At 55.0% G+C, this 15,095-nt stretch carries 18 protein-coding genes and 1 tRNA gene; 12 read left to right on the top strand and 7 right to left on the bottom strand.

Annotated features, from left to right (window positions below; all coding sequences use genetic code 11):
• The first annotated feature begins 89 nt into the window (after positions 1-89).
• The 5 genes from pheS to GJV18_RS18010 all read left to right on the top strand — a co-directional run bounded on the left by pheS (position 90) and on the right by GJV18_RS18010 (position 4,334).
• Positions 90-1,106 (top strand): phenylalanine--tRNA ligase subunit alpha, encoded by a 1,017-nt coding sequence (pheS, locus tag GJV18_RS18030; protein ID WP_160347877.1) that lies wholly within the window; start codon positions 90-92, stop codon positions 1,104-1,106.
• 45 nt (positions 1,107-1,151) lie between these two features.
• A complete protein-coding gene (pheT, locus tag GJV18_RS18025) occupies positions 1,152-3,530 on the top strand; it encodes a phenylalanine--tRNA ligase subunit beta (protein WP_160347876.1) in 2,379 nt (792 codons plus the stop codon).
• A gap of 3 nt (positions 3,531-3,533) precedes the next feature.
• A complete protein-coding gene (ihfA, locus tag GJV18_RS18020; RefSeq protein ID WP_003243414.1) occupies positions 3,534-3,836 on the top strand; it encodes an integration host factor subunit alpha in 303 nt (100 codons plus the stop codon).
• Positions 3,817-4,173, top strand: a complete 357-nt coding sequence (locus GJV18_RS18015) for a MerR family transcriptional regulator (protein ID WP_160347875.1) — start codon at positions 3,817-3,819, stop codon at positions 4,171-4,173. Before ihfA ends, GJV18_RS18015 begins: the two co-directional genes overlap by 20 nt.
• An 84-nt stretch (positions 4,174-4,257) precedes the next feature.
• Positions 4,258-4,334: transfer RNA gene (locus tag GJV18_RS18010), tRNA-Pro, on the top strand.
• A 233-nt stretch (positions 4,335-4,567) separates the two neighbouring features.
• On the opposite strand, the gene GJV18_RS18005 is transcribed toward GJV18_RS18010, so the two are convergent.
• Together GJV18_RS18005 and GJV18_RS18000 are read right to left on the bottom strand one after the other, a co-directional pair.
• Positions 4,568-5,452 carry an ImmA/IrrE family metallo-endopeptidase gene (locus GJV18_RS18005; protein ID WP_160347874.1) on the bottom strand — a complete coding sequence of 295 codons (885 nt, stop codon included), beginning with the start codon at positions 5,450-5,452 and terminating at the stop codon, positions 4,568-4,570.
• 2 nt (positions 5,453-5,454) lie between these two features.
• Positions 5,455-5,778, bottom strand: coding sequence for a helix-turn-helix domain-containing protein (locus GJV18_RS18000; protein WP_160347873.1), 324 nt, complete (start codon positions 5,776-5,778; stop codon positions 5,455-5,457).
• 187 nt (positions 5,779-5,965) lie between these two features.
• Between GJV18_RS18000 and GJV18_RS17995 the strand changes: the two genes are divergently transcribed.
• The 7 genes from GJV18_RS17995 to GJV18_RS17965 all read left to right on the top strand — a co-directional run bounded on the left by GJV18_RS17995 (position 5,966) and on the right by GJV18_RS17965 (position 11,813).
• Positions 5,966-6,931: a CBASS oligonucleotide cyclase gene (locus tag GJV18_RS17995; protein ID WP_160347872.1), complete on the top strand. Its 966-nt coding sequence runs from the start codon at positions 5,966-5,968 to the stop codon at positions 6,929-6,931.
• 7 nt (positions 6,932-6,938) lie between these two features.
• Positions 6,939-7,454, top strand: coding sequence for an HORMA-1 domain-containing protein (locus GJV18_RS17990; RefSeq protein WP_160347871.1), 516 nt, complete (start codon positions 6,939-6,941; stop codon positions 7,452-7,454).
• On the top strand, positions 7,454-8,386 hold the full coding sequence (locus GJV18_RS17985; RefSeq protein ID WP_160347870.1) for an AAA family ATPase: 933 nt from the start codon (positions 7,454-7,456) through the stop codon (positions 8,384-8,386). The genes GJV18_RS17990 and GJV18_RS17985 overlap by 1 nt, the downstream gene beginning before the upstream one ends.
• Before the next feature lie 82 nt (positions 8,387-8,468).
• Positions 8,469-9,197 carry a CBASS effector endonuclease NucC gene (gene nucC, locus GJV18_RS17980; RefSeq protein ID WP_160347869.1) on the top strand — a complete coding sequence of 243 codons (729 nt, stop codon included), beginning with the start codon at positions 8,469-8,471 and terminating at the stop codon, positions 9,195-9,197.
• A gap of 131 nt (positions 9,198-9,328) precedes the next feature.
• Complete coding sequence (locus GJV18_RS17975; RefSeq protein ID WP_160347868.1) at positions 9,329-9,985, top strand: hypothetical protein; 657 nt, start codon at positions 9,329-9,331, stop codon at positions 9,983-9,985.
• Between the two features lie 120 nt (positions 9,986-10,105).
• Entirely contained in the window at positions 10,106-10,543 is a 438-nt protein-coding gene (locus GJV18_RS17970) for a LexA family protein (protein WP_160347867.1), read from the top strand.
• Complete coding sequence (locus GJV18_RS17965) at positions 10,536-11,813, top strand: Y-family DNA polymerase (protein ID WP_160347866.1); 1,278 nt, start codon at positions 10,536-10,538, stop codon at positions 11,811-11,813. The genes GJV18_RS17970 and GJV18_RS17965 overlap by 8 nt, the downstream gene beginning before the upstream one ends.
• Positions 11,814-11,916: 103 nt before the next feature.
• Here GJV18_RS17965 and GJV18_RS17960 read toward each other — a convergent pair whose 3' ends face one another.
• The 5 genes from GJV18_RS17960 to GJV18_RS18595 form a co-directional block, all read right to left on the bottom strand.
• Complete coding sequence (locus GJV18_RS17960) at positions 11,917-12,321, bottom strand: hypothetical protein (protein ID WP_147810657.1); 405 nt, start codon at positions 12,319-12,321, stop codon at positions 11,917-11,919.
• Between the two features lie 28 nt (positions 12,322-12,349).
• Entirely contained in the window at positions 12,350-13,459 is a 1,110-nt protein-coding gene (locus tag GJV18_RS17955) for a tyrosine-type recombinase/integrase (protein ID WP_160347865.1), read from the bottom strand.
• A 187-nt stretch (positions 13,460-13,646) separates the two neighbouring features.
• Positions 13,647-13,865, bottom strand: a complete 219-nt coding sequence (locus GJV18_RS17950; protein ID WP_233280218.1) for a helix-turn-helix transcriptional regulator — start codon at positions 13,863-13,865, stop codon at positions 13,647-13,649.
• Positions 13,866-13,943: 78 nt separating this feature from the next.
• Positions 13,944-14,696 (bottom strand): LexA family transcriptional regulator, encoded by a 753-nt coding sequence (locus GJV18_RS17945; RefSeq protein ID WP_160347863.1) that lies wholly within the window; start codon positions 14,694-14,696, stop codon positions 13,944-13,946.
• 104 nt (positions 14,697-14,800) lie between these two features.
• On the bottom strand, positions 14,801-15,095 hold a 295-nt coding region (locus GJV18_RS18595; protein WP_218572190.1), incomplete at its 5' end, for a hypothetical protein.

Here is a 15,095-nt window from a genome sequence, read left to right as displayed (position 1 = left end):
CCGACAATCACCGGGTTCGCTCGGTGTTGAACGTCACCAATAGGGGAAGAGCCTTTGCTCTTCCCCTATTTCGTATCTGGAGTCTGTAAATGGAAAATCTGGATGTGCTGGTCTCGCAAGCGCTTGAGGCCGTTAGCCACACCGACGATGTGAGTGCCCTGGAGCAACTGCGGGTCCACTATCTGGGCAAAAAGGGCGAGCTGACTCAGGTGATGAAGACCCTGGGCAATCTGTCTGCCGAGGAGCGTCCTCAGGCTGGTGCGCTGATCAACGCCGCCAAAGACAAGGTGCAGGATGCCCTGAACAGTCGCAAGGCCATGCTGGAAGAGGCGGCCTTGAGTGCCAAGCTGGCGGCCGAGCGCATTGACGTGACCCTGTCCGGCCGTGGTCAGGCGTCCGGTGGGCTGCATCCGGTGACTCGGACTCTGGAGCGTGTCGAGCAGTTCTTTACTCGGATTGGCTACGGCATCGCCGAAGGCCCCGAGGTGGAAAACGATTACCACAACTTTGAAGCGCTCAATATCCCCGGCCACCATCCGGCGCGGGCGATGCATGACACCTTCTATTTCAACGCGAATATGTTGCTGCGTACCCACACCTCGCCGGTACAGGTGCGCACCATGGAATCCCAGCAGCCTCCGATCCGCATTGTCTGTCCTGGCCGCGTTTATCGCTGCGATTCCGATATCACCCACTCGCCGATGTTCCACCAGGTTGAAGGCCTGCTGGTCGACGAAGGGGTGAGCTTTGCCGACCTCAAGGGCACCATCGAGGAATTTCTCCGGGTGTTCTTCGAGAAGCCCCTGGGTGTGCGTTTCCGCCCCTCGTTCTTCCCCTTCACCGAGCCTTCGGCTGAAGTCGATATGCAGTGTGTGATGTGCAGCGGCAAGGGCTGCCGCGTGTGCAAGCAGACCGGCTGGCTGGAAGTCATGGGCTGCGGCATGGTGCACCCGAACGTACTGCGCATGTCTGGTATCGATCCCGAAAAGTACCAGGGCTTTGCCTTTGGTATGGGTGTCGAGCGTTTGGCCATGTTGCGCTATGGCGTCAATGATTTGCGGCTGTTCTTCGATAACGACCTGCGGTTCCTGGCGCAATTTCGCTAGAGCCCTCGCATTCCGTAATCGAATTGGTTCAGGAGAACAGACAGTATGAAATTCAGTGAACAATGGCTGCGTAGCTGGGTAAACACGCAAGTTTCCCGTGACGAGCTGGTGGCGCGCCTGTCCATGGCGGGCCTGGAAGTCGATAGCGTGACCCCGGTGGCCGGTGCCTTCAGCGGTGTAGTGGTGGGTGAGGTGCTGAGCACCGAGCAGCATCCGGATGCCGACAAGCTGCGGGTTTGTCAGGTCAGCAATGGCACAGAGACTTTCCAGGTGGTCTGTGGTGCGCCCAATGTGCGCCCCGGCCTGAAGATTCCCTTCGCCATGATTGGTGCCGAACTGCCGGGCGACTTCAAGATCAAGAAGGCCAAGCTGCGCGGGGTCGAGTCCAATGGCATGCTCTGCTCGGCCGCCGAGTTGCAGATCAGCGAAGAAAATGATGGCCTGATGGAGCTGTCGGCTGACGCGCCGGTGGGTGAGGATATTCGTGCCTACCTCAATCTGGATGATGTCAGCATTGAAGTCGATCTGACGCCCAATCGCGGTGACTGTTTGTCCCTGGCAGGGCTGGCTCGCGAAGTGGGGGCGCTCTACGACGTTCCGGTGGCCCGTCCGGTGGTTGCCGCCGTGGCGCCGAGCCATGAGGAAGTGCGCCCGGTTGAAGTGCTGGCGCCCCAGGCTTGCCCGCGCTATCTCGGTCGTGTGGTACGCAATGTCGATCTGTCCAAGCCGACCCCACTGTGGATGGTTGAGCGCCTGCGTCGCGCCGATGTGCGCAGCATCGATGCAGCGGTGGATATCACCAATTATGTGATGCTTGAACTGGGTCAGCCGATGCATGCGTTTGATCTCGCCGAAATCAACGGCGGCATCCGCGTGCGCATGGCCGAGGAGGGCGAGAAGCTTGTCCTGCTGGATGGTCAGGAAGTCAGCCTGCGTGCCGACACCCTGGTGATCGCGGATCATAACCGTGCCCTGGCGATTGCTGGCGTGATGGGTGGTGAGCACAGTGGTGTCAGCGCCAAGACCTGTGACCTGTTCCTGGAAAGCGCCTTCTTCGACACCATTGCCATTGCCGGCAAGGCTCGCTCTTATGGTCTGCACACCGATTCCTCGCACCGCTTCGAGCGTGGCGTAGACTGGCAGTTGGCCCGCGAAGCCGTGGAGCGCGCCACGCAGTTGATGCTGGATATCGTGGGTGGTGAAGCGGGTCCGATTATCGAGGTGGTCGATCAGGCGCAGTTGCCTGCGGTGGCGCCTATTACCCTGCGTGCCGAGCGTGTCGAGCAGATGCTGGGCCTTAAGCTGGACGATGCAGAGGTGGTTGGCCTGCTTGCAGGTTTGGGGTTGGGCGTGAGTGCCGATGGCACCGGTCAATGGCAGGTTGCGGTGCCCAGCCACCGCTTCGATATCAGCATCGAAGTCGATCTGATTGAGGAGTTGGGTCGCCTGTATGGCTACAACCGTCTGCCGGTTCGTTATCCGCAGGCACGCCTGGCGCCTCAGGCCAAGGCCGAGGCCGTGGTCGAGTTGCCGGCTTTACGCCGTCTGTTGGTAGCGCGCGGATATCAGGAAGCCATCACCTACAGCTTTATCGATCCCAAGCTGTTCGAGCTGTTCAGTCCAGATGCCGAGCCGCTGATGCTGGCCAATCCCATTTCTGCCGATATGGCTGCCATGCGTGCCTCGCTCTGGCCGGGCCTGATCAAGTCCCTCCAGCACAACCTCAATCGTCAGCAGACCCGTGTGCGTCTGTTCGAAAGCGGTTTGCGTTTCGTGGGGCAGCTGGACAGCCTCAAGCAGGAGCCGATGTTGGCCGGTGTAATCACCGGTTCGCGTCTGCCGGAAAGCTGGGCGCATGGCCGTGAAGCGATCGACTTCTATGACATCAAGGCTGATGTTGAGGCCTTGTTGGCTGCGGCCGGTGCCGGTGATGAGTTCAGCTTTGTACCTGGTGAGCATGCTGCGTTGCATCCAGGGCAAACTGCGCGGATTGAGCGTGAAGGTCGTCTGGTTGGCTTCGTCGGCGCCATTCACCCGGAGCTGGGCAAAGCACTGGATCTGGATCAGCCGGTCTTTCTGTTTGAATTGATTCTGGCCGAGGTTATCCAGGGTCGCATGCCTGCATTCAAGGAGCTTTCGCGCTTTCCCGAAGTGCGTCGCGACTTTGCCTTGCTGGTGGATCAAGGGGTTCCGGCTGCGGCTTTGTTGGATACAATTCGTGAAACTGCAGGGGAATGGCTGACAGACCTCAAGCTCTTTGATGTCTATCACGGTAAAGGCATTGATCCGCATAGAAAAAGCCTGGCGGTCGGCTTGACCTGGCAGCATCCATCGCGCACTCTTAATGACGATGAGGTGAGTACCACAACGCAAAATATCCTCACCTCCCTGGAACAAAGGTTCAACGCCACGTTAAGGAAGTAGCGTATGGGGGCTCTGACGAAAGCTGAGATGGCCGAACGTCTGTATGAAGAGCTGGGCCTGAATAAACGGGAAGCCAAGGAGTTGGTGGAGCTGTTCTTTGAGGAGATCCGCCAAGCGCTGGAGCTCAACGAACAGGTCAAGCTCTCGGGGTTCGGTAACTTTGATCTGCGCGATAAGCGTCAGCGCCCCGGTCGTAATCCAAAAACGGGAGAGGAAATTCCGATCACGGCCCGCCGTGTGGTGACTTTCCGTCCAGGCCAGAAACTTAAAGCCAGGGTTGAGGCATATGCTGGAACCAAGTCATAACGACGAACTACCGGCGATTCCCGGCAAACGCTATTTCACCATAGGTGAGGTGAGTGAGCTCTGTGCGGTCAAGCCGCATGTACTGCGCTACTGGGAGCAGGAGTTCCCGCAGCTCAATCCGGTGAAACGGCGCGGTAACCGCCGCTACTATCAGCGCCAGGATGTGTTGATGATTCGGCAGATTCGCGCGTTGCTCTATGATCAGGGCTTTACCATCGGCGGGGCGCGTCAGCGTCTCTCTGGAGATGAGGCTAAGGACGACACTACTCAGTATCGCCAGCTGATCAAGCAGATGATTGCCGAGCTTGAGGATGTTCTGCAGGTTCTGCGTAAATAAGACAAAAGAAAAAGTTGCCTTATTTCAAAAGCTTAATGTATAGTCCTCACCGCTTTCAGCAGTGCTGGGAGTAGATGTAAATCTCGGGGCGTAGCGCAGCCCGGTAGCGCACTTGCATGGGGTGCAAGGGGTCGAGTGTTCGAATCACTCCGTCCCGACCAAAAAACCCCAAAAATCCAGTCACTTAGCGGTGACTGGATTTTTTTATTTCTGGCTCCTGCAAAATTCCTGCAAAATTCCAGCAAAACCCCTGGCAGCTGGGGGCGGAGAAGTCGCTTCGTGTTACCTCGTGGCGAGGCCTGGACGTGATGACAGCGTCAATCAAGGATGTGGAGGTCGCTCGATGGGCCTCAGGCGAAGGGCTGGGGATATATGGTAAATCAGCTGATGGTGCTCATTTGCGGCGGATGTCAGATTGCCAGTCTGTTGTGAAAGGCGGCCAGAACGAAGCTGTCCGAGAAAGACAGAGCAGGGTAATGACGTACTCGTACTGCTCGGACTGAATCTTCATTTCTCGCACGCAGGCATTCCGCTCTGCATGAGGGAACCAGAGTGATGCCGGGAGCTCAACCCCGGCGCGTTCCTGGGTAACCGTTGGGCACGCAGCTAGTGAACCCGTAGGGATTTTCACGACCTTCTGGCGGGTGCGGAAGAAGGCCCCATTTCGGCGTGCTGCCGCACTGGAATACGCCCATTTCATGAAGCCATCGCGGGACAAAATGAGTACCGCACTTTCCTCGGTACATTCAATCCATTTCAGCGCGGCGGCGGTCAGTGAGACGCCATAACGCATTGCACAGTGGCGCAGCAGTTCAATATTGACATCTGTTGTGAGCTGGCTACGAAAGTCGTTGAGCGGCATCAATAGGAAGGAGGCGAACAGGTCGGCTTCTGCCTCAATGTTTTTCTCCTCCCAAGACAGCATGTCATCACTGCTACACCTGAACTCGTCACGCTTCAGGCGATGGAGAATGTAATGCCCCAGCTCGTGAGCTTGGGTAAAGCGGATCCGGCCAGGAGATGTTAATCCGTTGTTATAAAGCAGCATCCAGCGATTGCGTGCATCGTTAGCGAATAACGCTCCGTCGAATCCTTTAATGTCGACGGATTCCACCTTGGCAATCGGATCCGGCCATTTGAAAACCTCCGCTGTGCCTAGCGCGAGCTCGCTGACATCAACGGGGAAGCGTGCAACTCCATGCACCTCGCTGACTCGATCACAGATCTTGGTCAAGCGAATAGCCGCTTTCTGCGGCGTCCACACCTCGCGCTCAGGCATTATCAAAAGTCCTTTTTGAATGTATCCAGAATCCTCCTCAGCTGCGCCTTAGCATCCGGCTCAAGATTCTTGTATCCGCGGAAGAAAGCCTCATCGAGATGCTTTTCCTCTGGCTCTCGTAGATCATCCTCGAAAAAGTAGGCTGTTCCTACTCCTAGGACATCTGCCAAGGCGGTGAGCTTCTCTGCCGAGGGGCGTTGGGATTCTCGGTTCTCCAGCTCCCATAAGTAGCTCTTGCTCAACCCAGCCATGTCCGCGAGTTTTTCCAGGGTCAGCCCTCGCTGCTTGCGCAGGTCGCGGAGTTTCTCGCCGAGACGGGTAGCCATCGTCGTATCTCCTTCATAGGTTCTGAAAATATACCACGATTCCGAACAAATCGTTTGACAAGGACGGAAGACGCGCGCAGTCTGTCACAAAGTTCGCTACTCCGAACTTTTTGTCCGGCTAGACGACATGCCCCTTGAGCTCATCGCCCGGCCTTCAGCACTGTACATATCTCCAAAGGGGGATGAGATGTCAAAAGAGCATGTCGATCACAAGGATATAGCGCGGTTTGCCGAAGAAAAGGTGAACCTGCCCAAGGAGAAAGCGAAGGAGTACCGGGAGCAGGCTGGTCGTTTGCAGGACAAGCTGGAGGGGTATCTGTCGGATCATCCCGACTTCTCACTGAAACGCATGATGCTGTCGGGCAGCTTGGCTAAGGGTACGGCTCTTCGCTCGCTGAATGACATTGACGTTGCGGTCTACATCAGCGGCTCTGATGCCCCTCATGACATCCGCGACCTGCTTAATTATCTGGCGGAGCGACTACGTAAAGCGTTCCCGAATTTCAGTGCGGATCAAGTCAAACCGCAGACCTACTCGGTGACCGTGTCGTTCCGGGGCTCCGGCCTGGATGTCGATGTCGTACCGGTTTTGTACTCCGGTTTGCCGCATTGGCGGGGCAACCTAGTCAGTCAGGAAGACGGCTCCTTTCTGGAAACGAGTATTCCGCTGCATCTTGAGTTTGCCAAGGCGCGTAAGCGTGCGGCTCCGACGCATTTCGCTCAGGTTGTCCGCCTAGCCAAATACTGGGCGCGCCTTATGAAACAGGAGCGTCAGGATTTCCGGTTCAAGTCCTTCATGATCGAGCTGATTATGGCCAAGCTGTGCGACAACGGCGTGGACTTCTCCAACTATCCCGAAGCCTTACAAGCGTTCTTCACCTACCTGGTTACCAGTGAATTGCGCGAGCGCATCGTTTTTGAGGACAACTACGCGGCCTCTAAAGTCGGCCCTCTGACCGATTTGGTGCAGATCATTGATCCAGTCAACCCCGATAACAACGTGGCGCGCTTGTACACCCAGCGCAATGTCGACGTGATCATCGATGCGGCGATGGATGCCGGCGATGCCATCGATGCAGCGCTCTACGCGCCGACCAAACAGCTGACGGTGGGCTATTGGCAGAAAGTCTTCGGTTCTTCTTTCCAGGGGTGAGTACGCCATGTCTTCCTACAGTTTTACCGTTGCTGAAACACAAACTTTCACTGTTACGCATGCTCGCCATATGGCAGCAAAGGTAGCGACTGACCTGCGGCGGATGCAGCGCTTCTATGGCTACCCCTGTGATACCTGGATCGAAGAGTACGAGGCGGAATTGGTTGTGCTGCTTAAGGCTGGTTACCTGGGAGAGGTGACTTACGGCTTCAAACGTGGCGACGACTGGATCGAACCCACTTTGCGTTATACCGCTGGAGATCTTGTTGGGTCAGGCACAGATGATGACCCTGGGCGCGTTCGCCAGGGGCGGGATGTATCTGGTGCGTCTTTCTATAGCTACCTGACCTACAGCGCGAAATACCTTAACGCCTCGTCGGCTGACAAAGAGAGCACTCTTAAAGATTTGCCGTTTGAGCGCGGCAGCGCATCAGCACCGGGAATCAGCGGATATCTCGAAAGCGACAAGACCTACTCGGCAGGTGGTCGCGCCCTCAATCGTGCAAGCGTAAGGAGCTTCTGATGAACGTCAAACCGTCACTGGATGAACTGTTCGAGCGGCGTGTGTGTTTCCCAGACTTTGAGCCTCAGGAGCGTTTGTCACGGCTGGTTGGTTTGGACGAGCAGAAGGAGCGACTAGCCAAGGTATTGGGCTTGCTGGTCAATCCTTTTGGCTTGCAGGAGTGGGCCGAGAAACATCATCCGCAAGCGCGCGCTGCAATAGATACCGTATTGCGTCGACCGCCTTTGGCAGTGCTGGCAGGTGATGTCGGCTCGGGTAAAACTGAGCTGGCAGAGACTATCGGGGACGCTGTTGCTCGGCAGGAGGGAATCGATATCACCCTCTACCCATTGAGCCTTGCGACTCGCGGTCAAGGGCGCGTAGGAGAGATGACTCAGCTGGTATCGGCGGCATTCGACTACACCATTGAGGCTGCGGAGAAGCTTAAGAGCACAAGCGGTAAGGCGCGTGGTGCGGTTCTGTTGTTAATCGACGAGGCCGACGCATTGGCTCAGTCCCGAGAAAACGCGCAGATGCACCATGAGGATCGAGCGGGGGTTAACGCCTTCATTCGCGGCATTGATCGTATTGCCAATCAGAAATTGCCGGCGGCAGTTTTAATGTGCACGAACCGGTTGAAAGCGTTGGATCCTGCCGTTCAACGACGTGCGGCAGAGGTTTTAACGTTTGGTCGACCGGACGATGCACAGAGGCGGTATTTGTTGAGCTCCAAGTTGGAAGGGCTGGGTTTGAGCACTCAGGTGATCGAGGATCTAGTTAAGCTGACCGGCCCACGTGAGGCCAATGGCCCAGGATTTACCTTCTCCGATATCAACCAACGGCTTATCCCTTCGATCATCCTGGGGGCATACCCCCACGCTGCTGTCGCTGCAAGGACGGCATTGCAGACTGCCCAAGCAATGTCACCAACCCCTGCTTTTCAAGATCGCTAATCAGCTTGGCCGAGCAGAAGTGATTCACTCCTGCTCGTCAAACTCTTATCTCGGCTGTCAGTACCTATTTGATGGAGGCTGTATGTCAGCGTGGTCACTTTCAACTCTGCTTGCGTCCCTGCACGATGATATCCAGCTTCGTCTGGGCATAGCCCGCAAAGCGCTCCAACACCCTGGGGTAAAAGGTGATGCCAGTGAGGGTGTATGGCTCGATATGCTCGAAACATACCTACCTAAGCGCTACCAAGCGGCAAAAGCTTTCGTGGTGGACAGTCTGGGTAATTTCAGTGAGCAGATTGATGTTGTAGTTTTTGATCGACAGTACTCACCGTTCATCTTCAAATTTGATGAGCAGATCATCGTTCCGGCAGAAAGCGTTTATGCCGTTTTCGAAGCGAAGCAAACCGCCACAGCAGGACTTGTGGCCTACGCCCAGCAGAAAGTCGCTAGCGTTCGCAAGCTTCATCGCACTAGTCTGCCTATCCCCTATGCAGGTGGTACCTATCCAGCTAAACCGCTCATCCCAATCCTGGGTGGTTTGCTCACGTTCGAGAGCGACTGGAGTCCGGCGCTCGGATCATCGTTCGACAAGGCACTTAAGGTAGATATGCATGATGGCCGATTGGATATCGGTTGCGTGGCTTCGCACGGACATTATTTTCATGATGTCAGCGATAACACGTTCAAGTTTGTGCAGGAAAATAAGCCGGCGACCGCGTTCTTATTTAGGTTGATTGCACAGCTTCAATTCAGTGGCACAGTGCCGATGATTGACATTGATGCTTACGGGAAATGGCTGACTCAAAGCTGACAACACCTATTGTCGGGGCCTGCGGTGAAGGCAGGCTCAGTATTTGTTCGCTGTTGGTGGCTTCAGTAGGGAACTGACAAGGAAATTTTCTTTCGACTGATACGATAAGGTCGTATCACTACGAGGATCAGATGTATCACCGACCGATTCATGATGAGGTCATGAGCCGGGCATCACGCTTGGCCAGTGACTGCCATCCACTGGTAGCTGAGCGTCACGCAGATGAACTGGCTCGCTACGTCCGGGTGACCTCTGCCTGCGATGCCCTTGAGTCTTTTCTCGGGGCTCGCCCGCGAATGGATGATGATGTCTTCGCTGTGCTAGCGCAGCGTCGCGCAGAGATCGCTGATTTGATCGCGCTGGCTAACCTCGACGCCTACGAGCAGGAACTGCCCTCTGGCTTGTACTTGGCAATACCGTTTTTCCCGCGGTGCTCAGACAAACAGCCCGTATGGCTGGTGAATCGAACAGCGAAGCCCATCACCTATATCTGCCGGTCACTGTATGCGTATGCGAGCACAGATGATGGTGTCGATGAGTACCAGGCAGCAGGCTCTGCGTTCAAGGATGGGATTGCAGTTTCTGCCGTGATTGCGCCGGGCGAGAGACTGCAAGTTGATGACTACTCAATGAGCTTCGACGGTGACTTCGTCAGCAATCGCCGGATCGTTCTGACCATTGATGGTGAGCGTCGCGAGTGGTTTGTCAGTGTCCCGAAGCTCGGCGGCTACCTCTGGGATAAGGAACTCCATGGATTTCATGCACTGAAGGATGTCACTGAGCGCTAACCTAGCAGGTGCGAGAGCAGGCGCCGTGGTGGGGCAGGACAGGCCCTGTTCTCATACCCTGGCTATGCAGTTTCGAGATGTGCGATATACTGTGTATGCGTACAGTATTCGGCATTTATCGTGAGCAGCATCACTATCCTGGGCTCAGTTTCTCGAACGACCGCCTCCCTCCCGTTCTACCTCCCGTCCGTTCCGGCTGGGTTCCCTAGTCCTGCCCAGGATCATCTTGAGCAGCGTATCTCCTTCGATGAGCTTTTTCAGCTGCACCGCCCTCAGCTCTACGTGGTGCGCGTAGCAGGCGATAGCCTGCAAGGGCTCGGCATCCTCGATGGCGATCTGGTGCTCGTAGACAAAAGCCTGACGCCTCGCCGTGGCGATGTTGTGGTGGCTTGTCTCAATGGGGAGTTGCTTCTAAAGATACTCAGTGGTGACCAGCACCAGGTCATTTTGGCGTCAGCTAATCCTCAGTACCCACCACGCTACGTCTTGGAAGCGGAAGACTTTCAGATTTGGGGGGTATTTGTGGGGTTGTGCAGGGCAGGGCGGGCCAATGCCTGATCGTGTTTTTGCTCTGATCGACTGCAATGCTTTTTATTGCAGCTGTGAGCGCGTGTTTCGCCCGGCACTGGCGCGGATACCCATTGTGGTGCTGTCTAACAACGATGGCTGCGTAGTCAGTCGAACCGCTGAAGCCAAAGCGCTGGGTATCAAGATGGGGGCGCCCTGGTTTCAAATCCGCCGAGCTTTTGAGGCTGCGGGTGGGGTTGGTTTTAGCTCGAACTACGCCCTGTACGGTGACATGAGTGAGCGCGTGATGACTGTCATCGAGAGCATGGTACCTGCTCTTGAGGTGTACAGCATCGACGAAGCATTTGCTGAGTTGACCGGCGTTCTCCAAAACCTTGATTCGATGGGGCGAGAAATTCGGGCCAAGATTTTGGCTGTTACAGGTATCCCAACAGGGGTGGGGATCGGGCCTACCAAAACGTTGGCAAAGCTTGCTAACTATGCAGCGAAGCGTTGGCAGAAACAGACTGGCGGGGTAGTCGACATCACCGATTCGAGCCGAAGGATCAAGCTATTGGCGGTGACTCCCGTAGAGGAGGTCTGGGGCGTAGGGGCTCGATTGGCGGCGCGGCTGCATGACATGAATATCAAAACTGCCGCTGACCTCGCTCATGCAGACACGGCCACATTACGCGCACGCTTTAACGTGGTTCTGGAGAGAACTGCGCGAGAGCTCCAAGGCATTCCTTGCGCAGAACTCGATGATGCTGCTCCGCCCAAGCAGGAGATTTGTTGCAGCCGGATGTTTGGGGTGCGGTTACACGAGCTGGCGCCAATTCGGGAGGCCGTTGCCGCATACGTAGCCCGGGCCTGCGAAAAGCTTCGGGCCCAAGGCTCGGTCTGTAAGCGTGTGCGAGTCAGTATTCGCACAGGCATGTTCAATCCCGATGAGCCAAGGTTTGCCAGGGGAGCGCTGCTTGAGTTGCCGTATCCGAGTGACGACACGCGTTTGATAACTCGCTTGGCCCTAGAAGGGTTGGAGCAGATATATCGCCCAGGATTTGCCTTCTCAAAAGCTGAAGTGCTGCTGCTCGATTTGTGCCAGCGAGGGGAGTTCACCGAGGATCTGTTTGCGCCCATGCAGTCCGCGGACTCCCAGAAAGTCATGGCAGTGCTGGATGCGATTAATAACAGATGGGGGCGAGGTACCCTTCGCCCTGGGAGCGTGCCGGCCTCACCAGGCTGGGGCATGAAGCGCGAGTTGATTAGCCGGTCGTATACCACACAGGTTGACCAGTTGCTGGTTGTGCGCGCCAGGTAGCCGTACTCTTGTGAGGGCGTACGGGAGGTTGGTGGCGCGCTAATCACTCAGTCTCGAAGTTCTGCGTTGGCAAAGAGACTTCCTATGAGCAGATGCAGGGCTGCTAATTGGCCCGTCGAAACTCCGCAGAATGACTTTGTTCTAGTCCCTCTTTTGTCCAGACCGTAAGGGGAAAACTCTCTAGCGTGCTCTCCGCTGGAATCCCTCCTGCTTGATCAGTGCCAATGACTAGCGTAAGTGGCATGCCACTGAGATCTTCGAAAATAATTTCCAAGACCTCATTCCTGCTATTAGTGGCGCTGCACAGGGAGATGATCACGTGTTTAGCCGCTGCCATGTCAAGCAAGCAATGCTCAAGAGTTGCTGGCAGTAAGAGTCTTGCAGTGCCTGCATTCCAGCAAAGGAAGGGGAGTCCCGTGCGGCATGTTGCGGTGCGCCAAAAGTTGGTACGTACGATCAGCGGGCCATTGTTTCGGACAGTAATGATGTCGCGAGTTTCTTTGTTCATACGTGCTCCGGTTTGTTGGGGGGATCGCTTAGTCGTCGGTGAATTCGCTGATGTCCAGGTCAGGCGAGACCTCGACCCATTCGGCAAATTCGTGGCCCTTGAGGTAATTCAGGGTCATGTCGGGGCTGGCATGGCCGGCGATCTTCTGAGCGTCTTTTCCTGCCAGCTGGTACATCTTCAAAGAGGTGCCCCGGATCTCGTGCAAGCCGGGCATCTCTTTTGCTGTGTAATTCGGGTAACACTGAGCTGCGTCTCGGGCCTTTTTAAACTCGGTGCTAAGGTAGTGGCCTGTAATTTGAGTGGGATGTTCTTTATTTTCGCAGTCGCGCTTTCGATCCGGCTGGCGGTGAATTAGGAAGGGGGACTCCACCTCATCACGGCACTGATCAATAACCTTTTGAAAGGCAGGCGTGATCTCCATCTTCAGCCATGATGCGTCAGTTTGATCGCTGGTTTTTTGCTGGATGACGTACATGTAGCCATCTTTGATGCCATCAAAACGCAGATTCAGTAGATCGCAGCGGCGTTGCGAAATCAGCAGAGCCAGGTCGATGGCATTCTTCAGCCACATCGGTGCATGTTCGCGGATGGCCTTGATACCTTCTTTGGTGTGACGCTTTCGTACTTTGCGCTCATTACGTTTGAGGGTTTTTTCAGCCACGTTATTTTCTACCAGACCACGCGCAGCGGCTTGGTTAAACAGGTCGATGATGCGTGCTCTCGCCTGATTACTGGCGCGGTTAGAGTCGATTGCGCTTAGGAAATCGCTGATTTGTTTGAGTGACACCATGTTCAATGGCAGGCGACCGAAGGCGTTATCAATTTGCTTCAGGCGAATCAAGTAGTTCTCCTCGGTGCTTTTCTTGAGATGTCTCCCCGGCATCACTTTTTCTTTGTACTCTTCAATAAATGAAGAAACTGTCAGTGTGTGATCAGCCATCACCGCTGCAATCAGATCGGTGTTGACCATCAACTTTGCATTCAAAAATTGTGCGCTCTTGATGGCTTTCTGACGGTCAAAGCCGAAGTGGTGCCATTTGTTCTTAATGGTGTCTTTATAGCGATAGGCCTTGGTGTCTTTGTTGTAATACAGATTCAAGGGCAGTTCGCGATTATTTTTTTTCCGTGGTCGAGCCATTAATCATCGTCCTGCTAGCACTTTTTCAACGAGGTCATCCGCGTTTTGCGCTTGGTACTCGCTCCAGTCGATGTACCAGTTACCGACTACCTGCCTACCTGGCAACTTGCAGTTGAGGAGGTGATTGCGGATTGATTGGCGACTCAAGGGCGTACCGTTCTCACCCCAGACCCGACGTTGGAATTCTTTAATGCTGATGAGCTCTTGACTGCTGCTCATGACCTTTCTCCCGGCCAACCTCTTCACCATCGAGCTGAAGGTTCACCCACTGCTCGATCTCATTACTGTCCCAGCCAACTCTGCCGCCACCTATCTGGCGGTTCTGGGGAAATCGTCCCTGGATCATCCATAGATAAACGGTGCTGCGTGATATTCCGCACACGTGCATTACTTCTTTCAGTCGCATGATTCGGCGCATTTCAATTCTCAAAGGGATAATTATATATAAAATAAAATCGTAAATACGATTATTTAGGGCAAAAAATTAGTTCCTCCGAGAGAGGCTATCAATGACCCCAACAATGCGGACACTAGCATCTAGAGGTTGCAGTTCTTCCTTGCCCTGTTCGATCACAACCAACAGAAATTTCCCGAGAGCGTTTTCCGTGACACGGCCTAGTCGGATTTCATCATCAGAGCATACGACTACAATGTCACAGCCGGTCTTAACGGGAGCATCTGGCTCAATCAAGAGGAGGTCATCTTCACGCAACTCTGGAATAACAAAATCCCTTGTAGCGCGGAGTAAAAATGCGCGCGCGCTATGCGGATAAGCCCACCCAAAACGGCGCTGCGATTCTAAGCTTTGTTTATAAGCGGTCTCGGGCTCAAGCAGTGAGCGAACAGTCCATGCCAGTAACTTCAAGCCAATTGGCTGTGCTTTTGCTGGAGGGTTCACATCAGATTGAAGGAAAGCTGAGGATTGTTCGCCGGGAACGGCGCTGTTGAGCATTCTCTGAACATTCTGATCTTCAGCCGATGGGATCTTGCGCAGATTACCGCTAAGCAACTCCATAGCTTGTTCATGGTTATGACCGCTATCGAGCCACTCGGCAGGTACGTCTAATGCTTTGGCAAGGCTCACTAGGCTGCGTGAGCCTTTGTTGCGTCCCGCTTCCAGTGACGCCAGGCTCGACTGCGCGACGCCGGCTCGATCAGCGAGCTCCTGCTGTGTCAGGCTCCGATATTTCCGAGCATAAGCAACACGCTTTCCGACGCTGTCGAGACTGTGGGACATGGTGCAATCCTTGGTTGATGGATCGGATCATATGCATCCCAGGGTAGCTCGTCAACGTATTTGTGATAATTTTCATAATCGCCAATGAGATTGAGCTTCGAATTTCATAGGCAGCTAAGTATTTTTATCGCAATGCGGTTGGCGTGCTCAAAAATCAGATTGGCATGCCAGTCGGTCTTCGGTTGCCTAGCCCGCAGCTTGGTTTGACATGCACGAGGTTGAGCAGGAAATGGAGGCAGGTTCATGTGAACCATGACCCCGGCCAACTCGTCAGGCGCTCTGTTAGGTGAGACCCAAACCCACAGTGAAGTGATGTCCTGTAGGACATCGGCGGCATGGTCACGCGCTGATTGCCAGCCGGAGGTTGAACAGGAAATGGAGGCAGGTTCATGTGAACCA

The sequence above is a fragment of the Pseudomonas xionganensis genome (assembly GCF_009763245.1).
GTDB lineage: Bacteria > Pseudomonadota > Gammaproteobacteria > Pseudomonadales > Pseudomonadaceae > Aquipseudomonas > Aquipseudomonas xionganensis.
The sequence above is the reverse complement of the archived record's forward strand: the minus strand, read 5'-3'. Positions and strand labels throughout refer to the sequence as shown.